The 22,161-nt window shown below is 62.2% G+C and carries 18 protein-coding genes; 5 read left to right on the forward strand and 13 right to left on the reverse strand.

Annotated elements, in window-relative coordinates; translation table 11 throughout:
• The 10 genes from trpE to IB266_RS29265 form a co-directional block, all read right to left on the reverse strand.
• Positions 1–1,482 (reverse strand): anthranilate synthase component I, encoded by a 1,482-nt coding sequence (gene trpE / locus IB266_RS29220; RefSeq protein WP_060740373.1) that lies wholly within the window; start codon positions 1,480–1,482, stop codon positions 1–3.
• Positions 1,483–1,552: 70 nt separating this feature from the next.
• Positions 1,553–2,371, reverse strand: coding sequence for a phosphoglycolate phosphatase (locus IB266_RS29225; protein ID WP_060740372.1), 819 nt, complete (start codon positions 2,369–2,371; stop codon positions 1,553–1,555).
• Positions 2,368–3,042, reverse strand: a complete 675-nt coding sequence (rpe, locus tag IB266_RS29230; protein ID WP_060740371.1) for a ribulose-phosphate 3-epimerase — start codon at positions 3,040–3,042, stop codon at positions 2,368–2,370. Before rpe ends, IB266_RS29225 begins: the two co-directional genes overlap by 4 nt.
• A 78-nt stretch (positions 3,043–3,120) precedes the next feature.
• Complete coding sequence (locus IB266_RS29235; RefSeq protein WP_192264093.1) at positions 3,121–4,269, reverse strand: iron-containing alcohol dehydrogenase; 1,149 nt, start codon at positions 4,267–4,269, stop codon at positions 3,121–3,123.
• 202 nt (positions 4,270–4,471) lie between these two features.
• The gene (locus tag IB266_RS29240) at positions 4,472–5,296 is read right to left on the reverse strand and encodes an ABC transporter permease (protein ID WP_060740369.1); all 825 of its coding nucleotides are present in this window, start codon (positions 5,294–5,296) and stop codon (positions 4,472–4,474) included.
• A gap of 12 nt (positions 5,297–5,308) precedes the next feature.
• Positions 5,309–6,556: an ABC transporter permease gene (locus IB266_RS29245; protein ID WP_060740368.1), complete on the reverse strand. Its 1,248-nt coding sequence runs from the start codon at positions 6,554–6,556 to the stop codon at positions 5,309–5,311.
• 201 nt (positions 6,557–6,757) lie between these two features.
• Positions 6,758–7,801 (reverse strand): ABC transporter substrate-binding protein, encoded by a 1,044-nt coding sequence (locus IB266_RS29250; RefSeq protein ID WP_123343838.1) that lies wholly within the window; start codon positions 7,799–7,801, stop codon positions 6,758–6,760.
• 49 nt (positions 7,802–7,850) lie between these two features.
• The gene (locus tag IB266_RS29255; RefSeq protein ID WP_072342484.1) at positions 7,851–8,975 is read right to left on the reverse strand and encodes an ABC transporter ATP-binding protein; all 1,125 of its coding nucleotides are present in this window, start codon (positions 8,973–8,975) and stop codon (positions 7,851–7,853) included.
• 346 nt (positions 8,976–9,321) lie between these two features.
• Positions 9,322–9,951, reverse strand: a complete 630-nt coding sequence (locus IB266_RS29260; RefSeq protein ID WP_003177702.1) for a response regulator transcription factor — start codon at positions 9,949–9,951, stop codon at positions 9,322–9,324.
• A 121-nt stretch (positions 9,952–10,072) separates the two neighbouring features.
• Positions 10,073–12,469 (reverse strand): PAS domain S-box protein, encoded by a 2,397-nt coding sequence (locus IB266_RS29265; protein WP_192264096.1) that lies wholly within the window; start codon positions 12,467–12,469, stop codon positions 10,073–10,075.
• A gap of 74 nt (positions 12,470–12,543) precedes the next feature.
• Here IB266_RS29265 and IB266_RS29270 point away from each other — a divergent pair, with 74 nt between their 5' ends.
• Entirely contained in the window at positions 12,544–13,536 is a 993-nt protein-coding gene (locus IB266_RS29270) for an alpha/beta hydrolase family protein (RefSeq protein ID WP_192264098.1), read from the forward strand.
• A 31-nt stretch (positions 13,537–13,567) separates the two neighbouring features.
• Here IB266_RS29270 and IB266_RS29275 read toward each other — a convergent pair whose 3' ends face one another.
• The 3 genes from IB266_RS29275 to IB266_RS29285 are packed head-to-tail and all read right to left on the reverse strand — an operon-like array spanning position 13,568 to position 16,030.
• Positions 13,568–14,335, reverse strand: coding sequence for a TerB family tellurite resistance protein (locus IB266_RS29275; RefSeq protein WP_060740363.1), 768 nt, complete (start codon positions 14,333–14,335; stop codon positions 13,568–13,570).
• 1 nt (position 14,336) lies between these two features.
• On the reverse strand, positions 14,337–15,008 hold the full coding sequence (murU, locus tag IB266_RS29280) for an N-acetylmuramate alpha-1-phosphate uridylyltransferase MurU (protein WP_192264101.1): 672 nt from the start codon (positions 15,006–15,008) through the stop codon (positions 14,337–14,339).
• Complete coding sequence (locus IB266_RS29285) at positions 15,005–16,030, reverse strand: aminoglycoside phosphotransferase family protein (RefSeq protein ID WP_192264103.1); 1,026 nt, start codon at positions 16,028–16,030, stop codon at positions 15,005–15,007. The genes murU and IB266_RS29285 overlap by 4 nt, the downstream gene beginning before the upstream one ends.
• 130 nt (positions 16,031–16,160) lie before the next feature.
• Between IB266_RS29285 and IB266_RS29290 the strand changes: the two genes are divergently transcribed.
• The 4 genes from IB266_RS29290 to rsmA are packed head-to-tail and all read left to right on the forward strand — an operon-like array spanning position 16,161 to position 22,057.
• Complete coding sequence (locus IB266_RS29290) at positions 16,161–18,959, forward strand: LPS-assembly protein LptD (protein ID WP_192264106.1); 2,799 nt, start codon at positions 16,161–16,163, stop codon at positions 18,957–18,959.
• Complete coding sequence (gene surA, locus IB266_RS29295; protein WP_192264108.1) at positions 18,940–20,256, forward strand: peptidylprolyl isomerase SurA; 1,317 nt, start codon at positions 18,940–18,942, stop codon at positions 20,254–20,256. Before IB266_RS29290 ends, surA begins: the two co-directional genes overlap by 20 nt.
• Entirely contained in the window at positions 20,253–21,242 is a 990-nt protein-coding gene (pdxA, locus tag IB266_RS29300; protein WP_060740359.1) for a 4-hydroxythreonine-4-phosphate dehydrogenase PdxA, read from the forward strand. The genes surA and pdxA overlap by 4 nt, the downstream gene beginning before the upstream one ends.
• The gene (rsmA, locus tag IB266_RS29305; RefSeq protein ID WP_060740358.1) at positions 21,239–22,057 is read left to right on the forward strand and encodes a 16S rRNA (adenine(1518)-N(6)/adenine(1519)-N(6))-dimethyltransferase RsmA; all 819 of its coding nucleotides are present in this window, start codon (positions 21,239–21,241) and stop codon (positions 22,055–22,057) included. Before pdxA ends, rsmA begins: the two co-directional genes overlap by 4 nt.
• Positions 22,058–22,161: the final 104 nt, after the last annotated feature.

Here is a 22,161-nt window from a genome sequence, read left to right on the forward strand (position 1 = left end):
TCAGTCGTTCGAGGTCTGCTCGGCCAGCGCCACGGCGCGGAACATCGCCCGGCGTTTGTTCAGGGTTTCTTCCCATTCCAATGCCGGCACCGAGTCGGCGACGATGCCGCCGCCGGCCTGCACGTGCAGTTCGCCGTTCTTGATGACCGCGGTGCGGATAGCAATCGCGGTGTCCATGTTGCCGTTCCAGGCGAAATAACCCACGGCCCCGCCGTATACCCCCCGCTTGACCGGCTCCAGCTCGTCGATGATTTCCATCGCGCGGATTTTCGGCGCGCCGGACAAGGTGCCCGCCGGCAGGATCGCCCGCAAGGCATCCATGGCCGTCAGCCCAGCCTTCAATTGGCCGGTGACGTTGGAGACGATATGCATCACGTTGGAATAGCGCTCGATGACCATCTTCTCGGTGAGTTTCACCGAACCGATTTCCGAGACCCGCCCGGTATCGTTGCGCCCCAGATCGATCAGCATCAGGTGCTCGGCGATTTCCTTGTCGTCCGACAGCAGGTCTTCTTCCAGCGCCCGGTCGGCCTCCTCCGTGGCACCACGGGGGCGAGTGCCGGCGATCGGTCGCACGGTGATCAGGTTGTCTTCGACCCGCACCAGCACTTCTGGCGAACTGCCCACGACATGGAAGTCGCCGAAGTTGAAGAAGTACATGTAGGGCGTCGGGTTGAAGCAGCGCAGCGCCCGGTAGAGATCGATGGGCGCGGCTTTGAAGTCGATGGACATCCGTTGCGACGGCACCACCTGCATGCAGTCGCCCGCCAGGATGTATTCCTTGATGGTATCGACGGCTCGTTCGTAATCGTCCTGAGTGAAACTGGAACGGAACACCGGGTCGGCCGCCGACTGCTTGCTGAAATCCAGGCCCGGACGCGGCGTGATCGGCTGACGAAGTTTTTCCAACAGCGCCTGCAGGCTTTTCTGACCTTGCTCGTAGGCATCTTCCCGGGACGGGTCAGCCAGGACGATGGCGTGCATCTTGCCGGCGAGGTTATCGAAGACCACGACGGCGTCGGAGACCATCAGCAAGATATCCGGCACGCCCAGGGGATCGGGGTTCGGGCAGGTGCCCAGGCGTTTTTCCACGTAGCGCACGCAGTCGTAGCCGAAATACCCCACCAGGCCACCGTTGAAGCGCGGCAGGCCAGGGATGGTCGGCACGTTGTAGCGGGCCTTGAAGGTTTCGACGAATGCCAGCGGGTCTTCGACGTCGAGGCTTTCGATTTCGACGCCGTCATGGGTCACGCTGATGCGATGGTCATGGACCCGCAGCACCGTGCGGCACGGCAGGCCGATGATGGAATAGCGGCCCCACTTTTCCCCGCCCTGTACCGATTCGAGCAGGTAGGAGTTGGGCTGGTCGGCCAGCTTGAGGTAGATCGACAGCGGCGTGTCGAAGTCGGCCAGGGTTTCGCAAGCAAGGGGGATGCGGTTGTAGCCGGCAGCGGCTAGACGCAGGAATTCTTCGCGGATCATGGGGTGCCTCGTGGCAAGAGGAGCTGACAGTCAGGTATGCAAACGCGCCGGATAACCGGCCAGGATCACGTCAGGCGCGCCAACGCCAGCGGGCCAGGGCCTTCATGACTTTCATCCAGAGTTTGCGAGTGACCACCACGATGGCGTTTCCAGAAGAGGATTGAACAGCGTCGGGCAACGTTATCTCAGCGGCCGGGTCCAGGCAACCGGGAATTAACAGGCGCAAATCGTCGATCACCAGTGTCGGAAACTCTTCGGCGATGGGCCGGCCGTGGTTGTAGCCGTAACTCAGCGCCACGCATTTGACCCCTGCCGCCTTGGCCGCCAGCACATCGCTGCGCGAGTCGCCGACGAACAAGGATTGGGAGGCCGGGATGTTGGCCATTTTCATCACGAAAAACAGCGCGGCCGGGTCAGGTTTTTTCTGTGGCAAGGTATCGCCGCCGATGATCCAGCGGAAATAGCGGCCGATTTTCATCTGGTCCAGCAACGGCGCAACGAAGCGCTCCGGCTTGTTGGTAATCAGGGCCATTTCCACACCCTGCTTTTTCAGCCACTTGAGCGTGGAGCGTACACCGGGGTAGACCACCGTCAGCTCATGGTTACCTTCGTAGGCTTCGTTGAACAGCTCCAACGCCCGCTCGGCCTCGGCATCATCGACGCCCTGGGCATCGATGTGATTGGCCAGGGCCCGGCGCACCAGCATGGGGGCGCCGTTGCCCACCCAGTGGCGCACCGAGTCGATGCCGGCGGACGGACGCCCAAGCTTGAGCAGCATACTGTCCACGGCGGCCGCGAGGTCCGGGACCGAATCGACCAATGTGCCATCGAGGTCGAACATCACCAGACGCGGCAAGCTGCCGGGGAACAGCTGCTCGAAGCCGCTCATGGGCGCGCCAGGGCCAGTTCGGCGCGCATTTTTGCAATCACCTCATTGTAGTCGGGGGCGTTGAAGATCGCCGAGCCCGCGACGAACGTGTCGGCGCCGGCCGCGGCGATTTCACGGATATTGTTCACGTTCACGCCCCCGTCGATTTCCAGGCGGATGTCACGCCCCGAGGCGTCGATCAGCGCCCGGGCTTCGCGCAACTTGTCGAGGGTGCCCGGGATGAACTTCTGGCCGCCGAAGCCAGGGTTGACGCTCATCAGCAGGATCATGTCGACCTTGTCCATCACGTACTTGAGCACATCCAGGGGCGTCGCCGGGTTGAACACCAGGCCGGCCTTGCAACCGCCCTCGCGGATCAACTGCAGGGAGCGGTCGATGTGCAGCGTGGCTTCAGGATGGAAAGTGATGTAGGTGGCACCGGCTTCGATGAAGTCACCGACGATGCGGTCCACCGGGCTGACCATCAGGTGCGCGTCGATCGGCGCGGTGACGCCGTACTTGCGCAGCGCCGCGCAGACCATCGGGCCGATGGTCAGGTTGGGTACATAGTGGTTGTCCATGACATCGAAGTGCACGATGTCGGCCCCGGCGGCCAGAACGTTGTCCACTTCCTCGCCCAGGCGGGCGAAGTCGGCGGAGAGAATCGACGGAGCAATAGCGAAGGGCTGCATGACGCACCTGTTTTGAGCGAAATCACGATGGCGCGCATTGTATACCTCAAGATTTGGCGCGCCCACCGTGACCGTCGATCAATACGCCGCGCGGTAGATCTTCTCGATGTCGCTGGCGCTCAGCTTGCGTGGGTTGTTGCGCATCAGCCGCTCGATCCCCACGGCCTCCAGGGCCATGGACGGAATCACGTCCTCGGTCACGCCCAAGGTACTCAGGCCCTTGGGAATTTCCACGGCGGCGCACAAGGCGACCATGGCTTCCACGGCTTCGTCGGCGGCCTCCATATCGCTCAGATGGGCAGTCCTGATGCCCATGGCTTCGGCGATGTCACGCATGCGCTCGACGCACGCCATCTTGTTCCACGCCATGACGTACGGCAGCAACAATGCATTGGCGACGCCGTGAGAAACGTGAAAGCGCCCACCTAACGGATAGGCCAGCGCGTGCACCGCGCCAACCCCGGCATTGCCGAAGGCCATGCCGGCCATCAGGCTGGCCGTGGCCATGTCCTCACGGGCTTGCAGATGCGCGGGGTTGGCGTAGGCCTTGGGTAACGCCTTGCTGATCAGCTTGACCGCGCCGATAGCCAGGGCATCGGTGATCGGCGACGCATTGAGCGACAGGTAGGCCTCGATGGCATGGACCAGCGCGTCGACACCACTGGACGCCGTTACGCCACGGGGGCACGTGAGGGTCATCTGCGGGCTGACCAGCGCCACGTCCGGCAACAGAAAATCGCTGACGATGCCTTTTTTCAGCTGCGCGGCCTTGTCGGAAAGGATCGCCACATTGGTGACTTCCGAACCGGTCCCGGCTGTGGTGGGGATGGCAATCATGGGCGGGCCTTTGCGCGGCACCTGATCGACGCCGAACATATCTTGCAGCTCGCCGTGGTACCCGGCATAGACGCCCACGCACTTGGCAATGTCGATGGCACTGCCGCCGCCCAGGCCGATCAGGCCATCATGACCACCGTCGCGGTAGGCTTGCATGCAATCCTCGACGATGGCGATTTCCGGGTCCGGCATGACCCGGTCGAAAATCTCGTAGTCGCGTCCGCCCAGATGTTGCAGGGCCAGCTCCACGGTGCCGGACTGGACCAACGCCGCATCGGTCACGATCAGCGGGTTGTCGACGTCCAGGCGCGTCAACTCGGCGGCCAGTTGCTCGATGGCAGCGGCACCGGTGATCAGTTTATGGGCGATCTTGAATGAGGAAAGACTCATGTGCGCGGCCTCTTATTCGAGTATGGGCTGGCACAAGGATAGCTCGGTATTGAGGGTTGTCTGCTATTCAGCTTATGAATGCAATGAGAAACCCTGTGGGAGCGAGCTTGCTCGCGATAGCGCACTGACATTCAGCATCAATGTTGAATGCTCTACCGCTATCGCGAGCAAGCTCGCTCCCACATTTGGACAACGCTGACCTTCAGACCTGGGCCGTGCGCAACTTCTCGCTACGCCCACGCAACCACTCCAGGGTCAGCAGCAGGATCACCGAGAAGGCAATCAGCAGCGTCGCCGCCGCGGCGATGGTGGGGCTGAGGTTTTCGCGGATGCCGCTGAACATCTGCCGTGGCAGGGTGGCCTGCTCGGGGCCGGCCAGGAACAGGGTCACCACCACTTCATCGAACGACGTCGCGAAGGCGAACAGGGCGCCGGAGATCACGCCCGGGGCGATCAACGGCAGGGTCACCCGACGAAACGCCGTCAGAGGCGAAGCCCCGAGGCTGGCGGCGGCGCGGACCAGGTTGTGATTGAACCCCTGCAAGGTCGCCGACACCGTGATGATGACGAACGGTACACCCAGCACGGCGTGGACCACGATCAGCGAGAGGAAACTGTTGCCCATCCCGAGCGGTGCGAAGAACAGATAGCTGGCCACGCCGATGATCACCACCGGCACCACCATGGGCGAAATCACCAGGGCCATCACCAGTGCCTTGCCCGGGAAGTCACCACGGGTCAGGCCGATGGCCGCCAGTGTGCCAAAGATCATCGCCAGCAACGTCGCCGCCGGGGCCACGATGATGCTGTTCTTCAGCGCCCGCATCCATTCGGCCGAGGCGAAGAAATCGTGGTACCACTGCAGCGAGAAGCCTTGCAACGGGTACACCAGGAAACTGCCGGAGTTGAACGACAGCGGAATGATCACCAGCACCGGCAGGATCAGGAACAACAGGATCAGCCCGCAGAGCGTGCGCAAGGTGTAGAACCACACCCGTTCGACGGGAGACATGTAAGGACTCAGCATTTCGATCTCCCCTTAGCTCAGGCGCAGGCGGCTGGCGCCCACCAGCCGGTTGTAAATCAGGTAAAGCACGACGGTCGCCAGCAACAGCAGCCCGCCGAGTGCCGTGGCCATGCCCCAGTTGATACTGGTGTTGGTGTAGAACGCGACGAAATAGCTGACCATCTGGTCGTTCGGGCTGCCCAGCAGCGCCGGCGTGATGTAGTAGCCGATGGCAAGGATGAACACCAACAGGCAACCGGCGCCGACACCGGCATAGGTCTGCGGGAAATACACCCGCCAGAAACTGGCGAACGGATGGCAGCCCAGGGAAATCGCCGCACGCATGTAGGTGGGCGAGATGCCCTTCATCACGCTGTAGATCGGCAGGATCATGAACGGCAGCAGGATATGGACCATGGAGATGTAGACACCGGTGCGGTTGAACACCAGCTCCAGGGGCTTATCGATGATGCCCATGGCCATCAGGCCACTGTTGATCAGGCCGCCCGACTGCAGCAGCACGATCCACGCGGCAACGCGCACCAGGATCGAGGTCCAGAACGGTAGCAACACCAGGATCATCAACAGGTTGCTTTGGCGCGACGGCAGGTTCGCCAGCAGGTAGGCCAGCGGATAGGCCAGCACCAGGCAGATCGCGGTGATGACCAGGCCCATCCAGAACGTACGGGTGAAAATATCCAGGTAAATCGCCTGGTCGGGAGTCGCCGGGGCCAGTTCCCCCAGGTCATCGATGCGGTGGTCGACGGCCGCCAGCAGGTAATACGGGGTGACGTTGCTGGTGTTACGGCGGACCACCTGCCAGTACGCCGGGTCGCCCCAACGCTCATCGAGGTTTTCCATGGCTTCTTTATAGGAAGCCGGCTCGGTGGCAAACGGCAACGCCCGAGCAGTCTTGGTCAGCAGGCTGCGATAGCCGGCCAGTTCCATGTTCAGGCGCTTGGACAAGTCGCCCAGGGTCTGATTCTTGCGGGCTTCGGCCAGGTCTTCACTGGCAGCCTTGTACACCGGCTCGCCCGGCAAACCGCGTCCGTCCCAGGCCGCGACGGCAGCGACCGTGCGAGGCATGGCGCCCACCACTTCCGGGTTGCTGACGCTTTTGAACAGCAGTGCCACGATCGGCACCAGGAACACCAGCAACAGAAACAGCACCAGCGGCGCGATCAAGGCCTGGGCCTTCCAGCGGTTGACCCGCTCGGCGCGCTTGAGCCGTTGCTTGAGGGTGGGGCTGGTGCCCGCGTTCAGTGGAACGGCGATGGCCATGGCGAACTCCGCAAATCTTTTTATCGTTACAGGGGCGGCGGGCCGCCTCTGTTCTTTTGAAACACCCGATTGGAGCAAGAACCTGTGGGAGCGAGCTTGCTCGCGATGGCTACGGCACATTCAACATTGATGTGTCTGACAAACCGCTATCGCGAGCAAGCTCGCTCCCACATGGATTTCATCCAGCTTCAGAGCGTCGGGTTACTTGGCCGCCCAGGAGTTGAAGCGCTGCTCCAGTTGCTCACCGTTGTCAGCCCAGAAGCTGACGTCGATCTGCACCTGGTTGGCGATGTTTTCCGGGGTGGTCGGCATGTCTTTCAGGACATCCTTGGCCAGCAACGGCACAGCCTGGGTATTGGCCGGGCCGTAGGCGATGTTTTCCGAGTAGGTCTTCTGCTGCTGCGGTGCAACCGAGAAGGCGATGAATTTCTTCGCCGCTTCGGCGCGGGTCTTGTCCAGGCCGCGCGGGATGGCCCAGGCGTCGAAGTCGTAGATGCCGCCGTTCCACACCACTTTCAGGTTGCTTTCTTTCTGTACCGCGGCGATCCGGCCGTTGTAGGCCGAGCTCATGACCACGTCACCGGAAGCCAGGTATTGCGGCGGCTGGGCGCCGGCTTCCCACCACTGAATACTCGGCTTGAGCTCGTCGAGCTTCTTGAACGCACGGTCCTGGCCGTCCTTGCCGGCCAGCACTTTGTAGACGTCTTTCGGCGCTACGCCGTCGGCCATCAAGGCGAATTCCAGGGTGTACTTGGCGCCCTTGCGCAGGCCGCGCTTGCCCGGGAATTGCTTGGTGTCCCAGAAGTCCGCCCAACTGGTCGGCGCGGTCTTGAGTTTGTCGGCGTTGTAGGCCAGCACGGTCGACCACACGAAGAAACCTACGCCGCAAGGCTGGATGGCGCCCTTGACGTAATCTTCAGCCTTGCCGAACAGGGCCGGGTCCAGTTGCTCGAACATGTCTTCGTCACAACCACGGGACAATTCCGGAGACTCGACTTCCACCAGGTCCCAGGAAACGCTCTTGGTATCGACCATGGCCTTGACCTTGGCCATTTCGCCGTTGTACTCGCCAGCCACGATCTTGCCGTTGCCGGCCGCTTCCCACGGTGCGTAGAAGGCTTTGACCTGGGCCGCCTTGTTCGCCCCGCCGAAAGACACCACGGTCAGGTCCGGGCCCGCCGCCATCGCGCTTGCCGCACCCATCATGCCCAGTGTCAGGGCTGTGAACTTCAGGGATCTCAACATTTATTGTTCTCTCCACGTGCAGGGTTGGTGTTGGTACAGCAGGGGGCGATCAATTCGCCTCTAGAAGGGGATCGAGCGCACGCACATGCTCGACTTGCCAGCCAAGCGGAACCACGTCGCCGACGGCGAGCGCGGGATCGAGCTCGGCAATCGGTTGCTTCACGAAGAAGTCGTTCTTGCCACAGACTTCCAGGCGAACCCGGACGTGGTCGCCCAGATAGATGAATTCCGCCACCCTCCCTGAGAAGCGGTTGACACATTGTTCGCTGACGCCGTTGAGGCTCACCCGCTCCGGACGAATCGACAGGGTCACCGGCTCGCCGGGCTGACCGACATTCACCGCCAGGGCCTCGACTTTCTCGCCGCGCGCCAACTCCACCAGGCAACGATCGCCGGTGTGGCTGTGCAGGCGACCGTTGAGACGGTTGTTTTCGCCGATGAAGTTGGCGACGAAAGTGTTTTTCGGCTCTTCATACAGGGTGCGCGGTGGGGCGATCTGCTGGATTTCGCCCTGGTGGAACACCGCCACGCGGTCGGACATGGTCAAGGCTTCGCCCTGGTCGTGGGTCACGTAGACCACAGTCACGCCAAGGCGCTGGTGCAGGTGCTTGATTTCCATCTGCATGTGTTCACGCAATTGCTTGTCCAACGCCCCCAGGGGTTCGTCCATCAGCACCAACTGCGGCTCGAACACCAGCGCCCGGGCCAGGGCCACCCGTTGTTGCTGGCCGCCGGACAATTGCGCCGGGTAGCGTTGGGCGAAGCTGTCCAGCTGGACCATGCTCAGGACACGCTTGACCCGATCGCTCACGTCGCTCTTGTTCAGGCCTCGCACGGTCAGCGGGAAAGCAAGGTTCTCGGCGACGGTCATGTGCGGGAACAAGGCGTAGTTCTGGAACACCATGCCGATGTCGCGCTTGTGCGGCGGCACATTGTTGATCGAACGCCCGGCCAGCAGGATCTCGCCGGCGGTTGGGGTTTCAAACCCGGCGAGCATCATCAGGCTGGTGGTCTTGCCGGAGCCGGAAGGCCCGAGCAGGGTCAGGAATTCGCCTTTGCGAATGTCCAGGTTGAGGTCTTTGACGATCAGGTTCTCGCCGTCGTAGCTCTTCTGCACACCACGAAAGCTGACCAGCACATCGCTGGCCCCCGCGCTTGAATCGACCTGGCTCATACCCGCACCTTTTGTTTTGATGACTGCTTGTGAATCAAGCCTAGTGGACCCTGGGGTCCGCGCAAATCGGGGCGCAGGAGAGAATCGCCTCAGCCGGATGGAAGAGTCGGGGTAGGGATCGCCCTACAAGGATGGCGGGATTGGGTAAGTGCGGCGGCGCGTTTCAAGCGCCAAGCTGCAAGTAAGGGCAAAAAGCGCTGTCGGGGTGTGTCGCAAATGGATATGCCAACACAAAACCCTGTGGGAGCGAGCTTGCTCGCGATAGCGGAGTGTCAGCCGACATCAATATTGAATGTGCCGCCGCCATCGCGAGCAAGCTCGCTCCCACAAGGGGAAATTGCGGGACTCAGAGCAACTTGTGCTCCATCGCATATTTCACCAACTCGGCCAATGAGGTGATGTTGAGTTTCTGCATCAGCCGCGCCTTGTGGGTGCTGATGGTCTTGCTGCTCAGGGCCAGTTGCTGGGCGATGTCGTTGACGTTGGCGCCCTGGGCCAGGCGTTCGAAGACCGAGAATTCACGCTCGGACAGCAGCGAGTGCAGCGGTCGCGTGTCCGTCAGGCCGACTTCGAAGACCATGCGGTCGGCCAGGTCCGGGTCGATGTAGCGCCCGCCCGCCGCGACCTTGCGAATCGCCATGAGCAGCAAGGCCGGGTCGCTGTCCTTGGTTGCGTAACCCGCGGCGCCGACCTTCAGGGCACGGGCGGCCATTTGCGCCTCGTCATGCATCGACAGCACCAGGATGGCCGGCGGATTGTTCAACGCACGGATCCGCGGGATCGCCTCCAGGCCGTTGACGCCCGGCATGGAGATATCCAGCAGCACCACTTCGCAGGGCACGTGGCGCAGGGTCTCGAGCAACTGTTCGCCATTGCTCGCCTCCCCCACCACCAGCAGATCCTTGGCCAGGCCGATCAACTGCTTGATGCCTTCGCGAACGATGGTGTGGTCTTCGGCTACCAGTACACGGATCACATTGCTCTCCAGATTCAGGATCTCATCGCGAGCCAGCTCGCTCCCACAAGGTGTGTGTATACCTCAATCGATGTGGGAGCGAGCTTGCTCGCGATAGCGTCAGCCCAGGCAACCCAAACCATCAGGCCTCATTCAACGGCACCCGCACCGACAGGGTGGTGCCCTCCCCCGGCTCACTGTCCAGGGTCAACTGTCCACCCATGATCAGCACCCGTTCACGCATGCCGACCAGGCCAAAGGACGTTGGCCGGCTCGTATCGGCAATAAATCCTACACCGTCGTCGCTGACGGTCAGACATAAATCAGCGCCTTGCTGAACCAGCGTCAACTCCACAGTATGCGCCTGGGCATGGCGCATCACGTTGGTCAGCGCCTCCTGGAGAATCCTAAACAGACCGATGGCCTTGGCGTCGCTCAGGGGCGGCAGGTTGTCCGGCACCTGTACCAGGCAAGGAATCTGCGTTCGCGCCTCGAAGCGCCGGGCCTGCCATTCGATGGCCGAGGCGATGCCGGCATCCAGGATTGGCGGGCGCAATGCCGTCGCCACATCCCGCACCAACTGGAACAACTGAGCAATCAGGCGCTTCATGCTGTTAAGTCGCTCATGCAGGCCCGGGTCGAGTTGCGCATAGGCCAATTCACACATGGAAGTTTCAAGCTTCAACACCGTCAGCATCTGGCCCAGCTCGTCGTGGACCTCCCGGGCAATCCGCGCTTTTTCCTCTTCCCGTACGCTTTCCAGGTGCGCCGACAACTCGCGCAACTGCTCCCGGGAACTGGCCAACTCCAGTTCGATGCGCTTGCTGTCGGTGATGTCCCAGACGATACCGTCCCAGACATAGGCGCCATCTTCGAGACGCCGAGTGATCGCCTTGATCTCGGCCCAACGCTCCTGGCCTTCGCGGGTCAGGATGCGGCCCTGCCATGACCAGTCACTGTCGGTATCCAGCGCCTGGTCCTGGGTGCGGTGATAATCGGCCTTGTCCTGCGGATGCACCAGACTACGCAGCCCGGTGTCGCTGCGGGCCAGGGTTGCAGGGGAATAGCCCACCAGGCTTTCGCTGCCTTCGCTGATGTAGGCAAAGTCAATCTGGCCGGTCACCGGCGCCCGCTCCAGGCGAAAGACCAGGCCCGGCACGTTGGCGGCGATGCCTTGCAGCCGCGCCTCGCTTTCGCGCAACGCCGCCAGCGCACGTCGGCGCTCGGTCACATCATTGAGGTAGACCACCAGGTATTCGGCGTCGCGAAAACGCAGGAAGCTCAGGGAAACGTCGGTCGGCAGGATACTGCCATCGGCTCGCACGCACTCGGTTTCGAAGCTCTGCGGCCCCTCTTCACTGGCCCGGGCGCGCTTCCACAGGTTCAACCAGCGGTCCATGTGCAAGCCCGGCTCGAAGTCGATCAAGGGCCGTTCGATGATGGCGCCCGAGGCGTAGCCGAGCATGGTTTCGGCCGCTCGGTTGGCATAACGCACGTGGCTGTCCCAATTGACCCACAGGATGCCGACCGTGCTTTGATCGATGGAGAACTGGGTCAGGCGCAAGGCTTCTTCGCTGGCTGCACGCTGGGCGATGTCTTCCCGCGCGGCACGCAGACGGCGCTCCAGTCCACGTTGCTGGCGACGCTGCCAGAACACGATGGCAACGCTGCTGAGCAGCAGGGCCAGGATCAACAGGGTCAGGTTCTGCCAGAAACCCGGGGTCTCGGTCAGGCGCGGGTATTTTGGCTTGAGCCAACGACTGTGCAGTTGCTCCAGCTCCTTGGCCGGGATTGCCTGCAACCCTCTGTCGATGATTTCTGCCAGCTCCGGCCAGTCCCGTCGTGTGGCAACCCGTAGCAACTGCGGCAGGCCAATGTCGCCCACCACCGCCAGCTCGGCGAATTCGGGTTCGACCATCAACCTACCCAGTTGCGCCTCGTCGACCACCGCGTACCGGGCCTGCTGGGTCAGTAGCAATTGCAGGGCCTCGCGCTCCATCGGCACGCCTTGCAGGTTCAGCGTCGGGTAGTTGCTGCGCAGGTAATCGGCCGTGACACTGGGCATGCGCACCGCGACGCGGGCCTGGGCGTCGAGTTTTTCCAACTCCACCCCCTCGGCGCCTTTCTGCGCGCCGACGATCAATTGCGGCACGCGCATGTAAGGATCGGAAAACTGCCAGAGCTTGAGCCCGCCCGGGGATTGGGTCAGGCCCGGAGCGACGTCCACCTCGCCGGCACGCAATGCGGCTTCCAGTTGCGCCACGTCCTGGAAGTTGCGCCAGGTCAGCTCGACGTTCAGCGCCTTGCCCAGCCATTGCATCAACTCGACATTGGTGCCGGACAAACGCTGCAAGCGCCGGTCGTATTGCGCATAGGGCGCCTGCAAGACCAGACCGACCCGCCACTGCGGATGTTGCACCAGCCATTGGCGCTGCCCTGCATTCAATTGCACCCCAGGCGCCGACGGCGCGGGCGCGGCCCACGCCATCAAGGGAAGCCATAAACAGCCGATAACCCACAGGCAGCAAAAACGCATCATTGAAGTCTCATGCACTGACAAATACTGACCAACCCATTAGGCTGCCGGAAATACTTCTGGTCATGGAATATCCGATGCCCTCTGTTTATCGCCTGGCGTTGCCAGCATTGTGCCTATCGCTGATCCTGCCAAGTGCCTTTTCTGTCCAGGCCAGCGAAACGGCCCCCGCCGCCGAGCAACCCGCCGGGGAAAAACCTGTCGAGCGCCAGCCCTTGCTCGAGCGTAGCCAGGAAGAAGCGGCCGCACTCGGACGAAAAGTCCCGCCCCAGGAACAGCAACAGTTGCAGACCGGCGGCGACACGTTCCTGGCACTGTGGAAACCGGCCAATACCAGTGACCCCAGAGGCGTGGTCATCATCATCCCCGGCGCCGGCGAAACCGCTGACTGGCCTCAAGTCGTCAGCCCATTACGCAAAAAGTTGCCCGATGTTGAATGGAGCAGCCTGAGTATCACCCTGCCGGACCTGCAAAGCGACGTCATTGCTCCTCGCGTGGAGGAAGCTGCGCCCGAGACCAAGCCGGCCGATACGGCTGCCGCGGCACCAGACGCTACCACTTCGGCGCCGATCGAACAGGTCGCCGGCGGCGAAGCCGATGCGGTGGATCCGCTCGTTGCGCAAACCGATGAAGAGCACGCCAAGGCCGACGCCGAGCGCATCTTCGCCCGCATCGATGCGGCGCTGGCCTACGCCGAACAGCAAAGCGCACGCCGTATCGTGCTACTGGGTCATGGCACCGGCGCCTATTGGGTCGCGCGTTACTTGAGTGAAAAGCAACCCTCGCAAGTCGAACGCTTCGTGATGGTGGCTGCGCAGACTCCGGTCACTGCCAAGCCCGGCCTGGCCGAACTGACCCCGACCTTGAAACTGGCGACCGCCGATATTTTCTACATGGACAAATTGCTGGATCGCAACGCGGCGCTGGAGCGCTTGCAGGCGAGCAAACGCTTGAAAGGTTCGACCTTCAGCCAGGTATCCCTCAAGGCCCTGCCGAACCCGTCGGCGGAGCAGGAGCAGTTGTTTCGTCGGGTTCGGGGTTGGTTGAATCCGCAGAAGCCGGGGGAGTAAGGCTGACTCAGGCCCTTTCTCCCCCCGGAAGCTAGCGAAAATCCCGCCGCTCGCGAATCAACCGATAGGCGTTATGCAGCTCTCGGGTTTTGTCAGTGGCTTCACGCACCTGCAAGGGCGTCGCCCCGCTGCCGGCAATCTTGTCCGGGTGATGGCGGCTGAGCAGTCGCCGGTAGGCACGCTTGATCTGCGACGGTTCGCTGGTGGCCGAAACCCCCAGCAAGCGCAAGGCCTCCTGATAGGTCACGCCGGCGTTGGGCCGCGACAGTTTCTGCGGTTCGTAATCAGCCGCCAGCGCCTGGACCTGTTGCGGCGTCCAGCCCAACCAGCGGCCCCATTGGGCCACCAGTTCCCGCTCGCCGACACCGGCACGCCCATCGGCCCAGACCATCCGCCAGCAGGCGCGCAATACCCCTTCAGCCGCATGGGGCTGGACGGCCAGGCGACGCATATAACCGCGCAACCGATCGTTTCCGGACTTGCCCCGGTTGAACGCCGCGATCGCCCGGCGCTGCGCCGATTCACTCAAGTCCAACGCCCGCATCTCCTGGCGAGCTTGCTGGATGTGGCCGTCGACCACGCGCCCATCGCATTTAGCCAGGCGCCCGAGCAATACAAACAACAACTCATCGTTGCGCAACGCCGGGCGGCCGCCCAGACGCTCACGTACTTGCGCCCAGCCCTGCAGGTTCAGGCGCCGGTCCAGCGCCTGCCCCAACAACGCGCCAAGCATGGCCCCCGGAATGCTGGCGATGGCAAAGCCTGCCCCGGCTCCAATCAGAGTCCCTGGCCACCACATATCAACCGCTCGCTTCTATCAAGGTTTCGACCTGCGCCAACCGTTCATGGGTGCCGACATCGACCCAATGCCCTTTCAGGTGCTCGCCACTGACGCACCCTTCGGCCATGGCCGTGCGCAACAGCGGTGCGAGCTTGAAGGCACCGCCTGTGCAGCCGTCGAACAAGCGCGGGTGCAGCACGGCGATGCCGCTATAGGTCAGGTTGTCGGCAGGTGTTTGCCCATCGTGAACCTTTCCGTCGGCCAGAATGAAATCGCCGTTCGGGTGATGCTCGGGATTATCGACAAGCACCAGGTGCGCCAGCCCTTTGAGCGGCCTGCGCAACGCGCTGAAATCGTAGTCGGTCCAGATATCGCCGTTCACTACCACAAACGCGTCATCGCCCAGCAGCGGCAAGGCCCGGAAGATTCCACCACCGGTTTCCAGCGGCTCGCCTTCGGGTGAAAACCGAATGCTCACGCCAAAACCCGAACCGTCCCCCAGGTGATCTTCGATCTGCTGGCCGAGCCAAGCGTGATTGATCACGATCTCGCTGAACCCGGCCTTGGCGAGCGCCCGCAAGTGGTATTCGATCAAGGGAACGCCACCCACGCGAATCAACGGCTTTGGCGTGGTGAGGGTCAAGGGGCGCATGCGCTCGCCCTTGCCCGCCGCCAGGATCATCGCCTTCATGCCGTTGCTCCGGCCGACTGCCGCAGGCTGCCAAGCAGCTCATCGAGCGGTGCCAGTTCAGGACGCCGGGCGATGACCGCTTCTATATAAGCAAAGAAACGCGGCACATCACCGAGGTAACGTGGTTTGCCATCACGGTGGCAAATGCGCGCGAAGATCCCGATGACCTTGAGGTGACGCTGCACCCCCATCAAGTCGCTGGCCCGCAGGAAATCCTCGAGATCCGGCTGTACGGGAATGCCAAGGGCGCCAGCCTGCTGCCAGTAACGCTCCAGCCAACCGCGCACACGCGCCTCGGGCCAACTGAGGAAGGCATCCTTGAACAGGCAGGTCACGTCATAGGTCACCGGGCCATAGACCGCATCCTGAAAGTCCAGCACACCGGGGTTCGGTAGGCTGAGCATCAGGTTGCGCGGCATGTAGTCGCGGTGCACCAGCACTTTGGGCTGGGCCAGGGCGCTGTCGATCAACAGCTCGCTGGCCTGTTGCCAGAGTTGCTGCTGGGCCGGATCGAATTCGATGCCCAGCTCGCGCTTGACGTACCACTCGGGAAACAATTCCAGCTCCCGGCGCAGCAACGCGACATCGTAGCTCGGCAACGGCGCGACCATCGGCAGTTGCTGGAAAGCCAACAAGGCTTGCAAGGCATCGCCGAATAAATCGTCGGCATTTTCGCTGTCGATCACGTCCAGGTAGGTCTGATTGCCCAGGTCATTGAGCAAAAGAAAGCCGCGTTCAAGGTCTTCGGCATAAATTTTCGGCACGTTGATGCCGGATTTCGCCAGTAAAAAAGCAATATCCACGAAGGGTTTGCAGTTTTCCTGGGGCGGTGGCGCATCCATTACGATCAAACTGCGGCCCTCGCCTTCCCAGCGGAAATACCGCCGGAAACTCGCGTCACTGCTGGCGGCGGTCAACGTGGCCGGGGGTACGGCGCCCCAGCCCTGTTGAGTGAAAAGGATCGGCAGTTGTTCATCGAGCCAAACTTTCAGGTGTTGCAAGCGTACATCTTGGTCGGGCATTGCAAGGGTCTCCGACGGCGCTAGCCGTCAAGCGGGTCATGCTTTATTATCCAGCATCTTTTTCAGACCATCGAGAGGCGTGCGGCCCACACCGCGGGCAGATGGCACGCAGGAAGCCCGGACTAATAAGATGGCATTGAAATCCCCCGCGTTTCGTAAAAAATTTCCGTTGCTGGTCACCGGCAGTCTGCTGGCCCTGCAACCCCTGGCCTCTTCATTCGTCGTCGCGGCGCAGCAGTATGACTGCTCCGTCTCCGCTTCGGGTGCCTGGGACTGTGCGCCCAAGACACCGGCCGCCGCGTTGCCGCCGCGTCCCGTGCATGACGGCAGTGCGGTTTCCGACAGCGGCGCGGCACCAGCCGACAGCAGCTCGGGCGAGGAAGCCGGCGAAAAGCCGATGCTCGTTACCGAAGCCAAGGGCCGCGGCCTGAAGTCGCGAAGTGCAGACTACAGCCACCTGGATTGGGTTCCACGCGAGAATCTCACCCCGGCGCAACTGGCTGAAACCGGTCCTTACTGCGCCGGTGCCTATATCGAGCCGACGCGTCCTGGCATGAATGACAAGACCGCCAAGAGCGATGCGCCCACGTTCCTCGGCGCCAAGGCTTCACGCTACCAGCAGGAAGAACAGGTGGCGACCCTGGCCGGTGACGTGGTCATGCGCCAGGGCAGCATGCAGGTCGAGGCCGACGAGGCCAGCCTGTACCAGGCCGAGAACCGTGGCGAGCTGAGCGGCAACGTGCGGGTTCGCGACAACGGTGCGCTGATCGTCGGCGACCACGCCGATGTACAGCTGGACACCGGCGAAGCCAAGGTCGACAACGCCGAATACGTGATGCACAAATCGCGCATCCGCGGTAACGCGCTGTACGCCAAGCGTGCCGAGAACGCGATCATCCGCCTCAAGGACGGTACCTACACCACGTGCGAACCGGGCAGCAACGCCTGGACGCTCAAGGGCAACAACATCACCCTGAACCCGGCCACCGGCTTCGGCACCGCGACCAACGTGACGCTGCGGGTCAAGGACTTCCCGGTCCTGTACACGCCGTACATCTACTTCCCGATCGACGACCGTCGCCAATCCGGCTTCCTGCCGCCGACCATCGGCAGCGGCAGCGACACCGGTTTCCTGCTGGTCACCCCGTACTACTTCAACCTGGCGCCGAACTACGATGCCACGTTGTACCCACGCTACATGAGCAAACGCGGCCTGTTGATGGAAGGCGAGTTCCGCTACCTGACCAAGTCCAGCGAAGGTCAGTTCGGCGCGGCGTACCTCAACGACGAAGACGATGAGCGCAGTGGGCAGAGCGACTACGACAAGACCCGCTACATGTACAACTGGCAGCACAAGGGCGGCCTCGATTCGCGCGTGCTGACAGAAGTCGACTACACCAAGATCAGCGATCCGTACTATTTCCAGGATCTTGAAAGCGATCAGATTGGTATCGAGTCCAATGACTACGTCAATCAGCAAGGCGCAGTCAGCTATCGCGGCGACAGCTACACGGCGCGGGTGAACGCCCAGGCCTACCAGATGGCTACGATTTCGAAGATCACCCCTTACAACCGCTTGCCTCAGATCACCTTCATCGGTGAGCTGCCGCAAAAACCGTATGGACTGGATCTCGCCTACAAGACAGAGCTGGTGCGGTTCGATCGTGATCTGCGGACCGGCGCCTACACCGACGAAGACGGTAACTCCGAGCCGAGGCTGGACTCCAACGTTCGCGGACTGGCACGGGCTAACGGTACTCGCCTGAATCTGGCACCGGTAATGAGCCTGCCGATGGAAGCCACCTACGGCTTCATCACGCCGTCGCTCAAATACCAATACACCCAATACGATCTGGATCTGGACGGCACTGGCAAATCCCAGATCGCCGCGCAATCCGCCGAGACGGATCGTCTGCGCGGCACGTACAGCGGCAGCCAGAGCCGCGGCGTCCCAATCGCCAGCATCGATAGCGGCCTGTATTTCGACCGTGATACCCAGTGGTTCGGCACCAACTATCGCCAAACTCTGGAACCACGCCTGTTCTATCTCTACGTACCTGAGAAAGACCAGAGCGATATCCCTGTGTTCGACACCGGTGAGTACACCTTCAGCTACTCCTCGCTGTTCCGTGACAATCGTTTTTCGGGCTCCGACCGTGTCGGCGACGAGAACAAACTGTCGCTGGGCATAACCAGCCGCTGGATCCAAGAAAACGGTTTCGAACGCCAGCGCATCAGCGTCGGCCAGGCCTTTTACTTCAAGGATCGCGAAGTCCAGTTGCCGGGCATCGACTTCAAGACGCGCGAAGACGCCAAATCGGATGTCTCGCCTTACGCCCTGGAGTATGAGTTCCGCTGGAACCGCGATTGGCGCACCACGGCTACCTATAACTGGGACCCGGACACTCGCAGCCCTCGCTCGGGTAGCGCGATGTTCCACTACCAGCCTGAAGACAACCCGAACAAGGTCATCAACGCCGGTTATCGCTATCGCAACGACCAGGTCCGTTACGACCAGACTACGGGTCAATGGTCCGTGGGCGGTGGCGACTACGGTACGCCTGGCCAGCCTGGCTACGTGAAGGACTACTACAAGATCCAGCAGCACGACTTCTCGGTCATCTGGCCGATCGTGCCGCAGTGGAACGCCATCAGCCGCTGGCAGTATGACTACAACCGCAACCGTACCCTGGAAGCCTTCGGTGGTTTCGAATACGACAACTGCTGCTGGAAATTGCGCCTGATCAACCGTTACTGGGTCGACTACGAAGAGTTCAGTCAAGCCGCCCCGGAAAACGAAAAAGGCGACCACGGCGTCTTCCTCCAAATTGTTCTGAAGGGACTCGGCGGCCTCACCGGCGCCAAGGTAGAGAGCTTCCTCGACAAAGGCATCCAAGGTTATCGTGAACGTGAAGACCAAGCTTTCTGATTGTCTGCGCCCGCTGATGCTGGGCGCGCTGTTCCTGGGTACCGCGGCCAACGCCGCGGTACAGTCCATCGACAAAGTGGTGGCCATCGTTGACAACGACGTGGTCATGCAGAGCCAGCTGGACCAGCGCGTCCATGAAGTGCAGCAAACCATCGCCAAGCGCGGCGGTGGCCTGCCGCCCGCAGGCGTGCTGGACCAGCAAGTGCTCGAGCGCCTGATCGTCGAAAACCTGCAACTGCAGATCGGCGAACGCTCCGGCATTCGCATTACCGATGAAGAACTGAACCAGGCTGTCGGCACCATTGCCCAGCGCAATAACATGAGCATCGACCAGTTCCGCGCCGCCCTGGCTCGCGACGGCCTCTCCTACGAGGACGCCCGCGATCAGATCCGTCGCGAAATGGTCATCAGCCGTGTGCGCCAGCGCCGTGTCGCCGAACGCATCCAGGTGTCGGAACAGGAAGTGAAGAACTTCCTCGCCTCCGACCTGGGCAAAATGCAGCTTTCCGAAGAGCTGCACCTGGCGAACATCCTGATTCCTACTCCGGAAAGCGCCAACTCCGAAGCCATCCAGAACGCTTATCGCCAGGCAATGGATGTCTACCAGCAGCTCAAGCAAGGCGCTGATTTCGGGCAGATGGCCATTGCCAAGTCGGGCAGCGACAACGCCCTGGAAGGCGGCGACATGGGCTGGCGCAAGCCCGCTCAACTGCCGCCTCCGTTCGACCGTGAACTGAGCGCCATGGCCGTGGGCGACATCACCCAGCCAGCACGCACTCCAGGCGGCTTCATTATCCTGAAAGTGCTGGAAAAGCGCGGTGGCGGAACCCAGGTTCGTGACGAAGTGCATGTTCGCCACATCCTGATCAAGCCAAGCGAGATTCGCAGCGAAGCCGAGACCAAGCGCCTGGCGGAAAAACTCTACGACCGCATCGAAGCGGGCGAGGACTTCGCCGAACTGGCGAAGAGTTTCTCCGAAGACCCGGGGTCGGCCCTCAACGGCGGCGATCTGAACTGGGTTGACCCGAATGCACTGGTTCCCGAGTTCCGCCAGGTCATGGCCGAGACACCGCAAGGCCAACTGTCCAAGCCGTTCAAGAGCCCGTATGGCTGGCACGTACTGGAAGTCCTTGGCCGTCGCGCCACCGACAGCACCACCCAGGCGCGTGAACAGCAGGCGATGACCGTATTGCGTAACCGCAAATACGACGAAGAGCTGCAAACCTGGCTGCGTCAGATTCGCGATGAAGCCTACGTTGAAATCAAACTTCCTGGTGCAGACCAGGCAGCGCAGTGAAACCCAAGCGTTTCGCGCTGACACCCGGCGAACCAGCCGGCATCGGTCCCGACCTGTGCCTGCTGCTCGCCTCGCACCCCCAGCCGCATCCCCTGATTGCCATCACCAGTCGCGACCTGCTCCTTGAACGGGCCGCGCAACTGGGGGTGGTCGTCGACCTGTTGCCGGTGACGCCGCAGGCCTGGCCGGATGCTCCGGCGCCCGCCAACAGCCTGTATGTCTGGGATACGCCCTTGGGCGCCCCGGTCGTCACCGGGCAGCTGGACAAGGCCAACGCCGCGTTCGTCCTGCAAACCCTGACCCGCGCCGGCCAAGGCTGCCTGGACGGGGTGTTCGCTGGCATGATCACCGCACCGGTGCACAAGGGCGTGATCAACGAATCCGGGATTGCCTTTTCCGGACATACCGAATTCCTGGCGGACCTGACCCACACCGCGCAAGTGGTGATGATGCTCGCCACCCGCGGCCTGCGTGTGGCCCTGGTGACCACTCACCTGCCCTTGCGGGACATCGCCGACGCCATCACCCCGGAACGCCTGGAGCGGGTCACACGCATCCTGCACGCCGACCTCCAGGAAAAATTCGGCATCGCCCGGCCACGTATCCTGGTCTGTGGGCTCAATCCCCATGCCGGCGAAGGCGGACACCTGGGCCGTGAAGAAATCGACATCATCGAACCCACTTTGGAGCGCTTGCGCAGCGAGGGCATGGACCTGCGTGGCCCGCTGCCTGCCGACACTCTGTTTACCCCCAAATATCTGGAGCACTGCGATGCAGTGCTGGCGATGTACCACGACCAGGGCCTGCCCGTGCTGAAGTACAAAGGCTTCGGCGCGGCAGTCAACGTGACGTTGGGGCTGCCGATCATCCGTACGTCCGTGGACCATGGCACCGCCCTGGACCTGGCCGGCAGCGGCAAGATCGATACCGGCAGCCTGCAAGTCGCCCTGGAAACCGCCTACCAGATGGCCGAGACCCATTTATGACCGAGCAATACCAACACCGCGCGCGCAAGCGCTTCGGCCAGAACTTCCTGCATGACGCCGGCGTGATCGATCGCATCCTGCGCTCCATCCGGGCCAAGCCCGACGACCGCCTGCTGGAAATCGGGCCGGGCCAGGGCGCCCTGACCGAGGGCCTGCTCGACAGCGGCGCGCAACTGGACGTGGTGGAACTGGACAAGGACCTGGTCCCGATCCTCAACCAGCAGTTCGCCGGCAAGAGCAATTTCAACCTGCACCAGGGCGACGCGCTGAAGTTCGACTTCAATAGCCTGAACGCCGCGCCGAACAGCCTGCGGGTGGTGGGAAACCTGCCGTACAACATCTCCACCCCGCTGATCTTCCATCTGCTGAGCAACGCCAGCCTGATCCGCGACATGCACTTCATGCTGCAGAAAGAAGTGGTCGAGCGCCTCGCCGCCGGCCCTGGCGGTGGCGATTGGGGTCGCCTGTCGATCATGGTCCAGTACCATTGCCGGGTCGAACACCTGTTCAACGTCGGTCCGGGGGCATTCAACCCGCCGCCGAAAGTCGATTCGGCCATCGTCCGCCTGGTACCTCATGCCGTGCTACCGCACCCGGCCAAGGATCATCGCCTGCTGGAGCGGGTGGTGCGCGAAGCGTTCAACCAACGCCGCAAAACCTTGCGCAACACCTTGAAACTGTTGCTCAGCAGCGCCGAAATCGAAGCCGCCGGCGTCGACGGCAGCCTGCGCCCCGAACAGCTGGACCTGGCAGCTTTCGTACGCCTGGCCGACAAGCTCAGCGAACAGGTCGCCCCGCAAGCCGACGCCAGCTGAACGGGTGACAAGCGCTATCGGGCAGTACGCCAGTCTGGTCTACTACCCGATACTTGGCCTAGACTGATCTCCTGAGTCGCGCCCGCGCCCCGCTTCGTTTTTAA

Origin of the sequence: Pseudomonas sp. Pdm06 (assembly GCF_014851795.1) — a bacterium.
In the GTDB taxonomy this organism is placed as follows: domain Bacteria; phylum Pseudomonadota; class Gammaproteobacteria; order Pseudomonadales; family Pseudomonadaceae; genus Aquipseudomonas; species Aquipseudomonas fluorescens_AA.